1 protein-coding gene is annotated in these 267 nt (G+C 68.5%); it reads right to left on the bottom strand.

Annotation, left to right across the window (positions count from 1 at the left end):
* Positions 1-267 (bottom strand): hypothetical protein (locus R2R70_RS20630; RefSeq protein ID WP_410978995.1); only part of this gene is annotated, 267 nt, incomplete at both ends.

Here is a 267-nt window from a genome sequence, read left to right as displayed (position 1 = left end):
CGCTTCCTTGCGCCGTCCGTTCATCGCGTAGACGGTCGCGATGTTGTAGAGCACGAGCGCGTGCTGCGGGGTGGGCTGATGCGTGGCATGATCGCCGTGCGTCGTGCCGAGCATGCCGAACGCGGCGAGCGCCAGTTCGTGCGCGGCGCTGCCCGCCACGTCGTGAGCCGCGCGCAGGGCCGCGAGCATGCGCGTATGCAAGCCGAGATCGAGCGGCGCGGCGTCGAGCGCTCGCGACATTGCTTCAATCGAATCCGCTTCGATCGA

It is taken from the genome of Cobetia sp. SIMBA_158 (genome assembly GCF_046566945.1).
In the GTDB taxonomy this organism is placed as follows: domain Bacteria; phylum Pseudomonadota; class Gammaproteobacteria; order Pseudomonadales; family Halomonadaceae; genus Cobetia; species Cobetia amphilecti.
The sequence above is the reverse complement of the archived record's forward strand: the minus strand, read 5'-3'. Positions and strand labels throughout refer to the sequence as shown.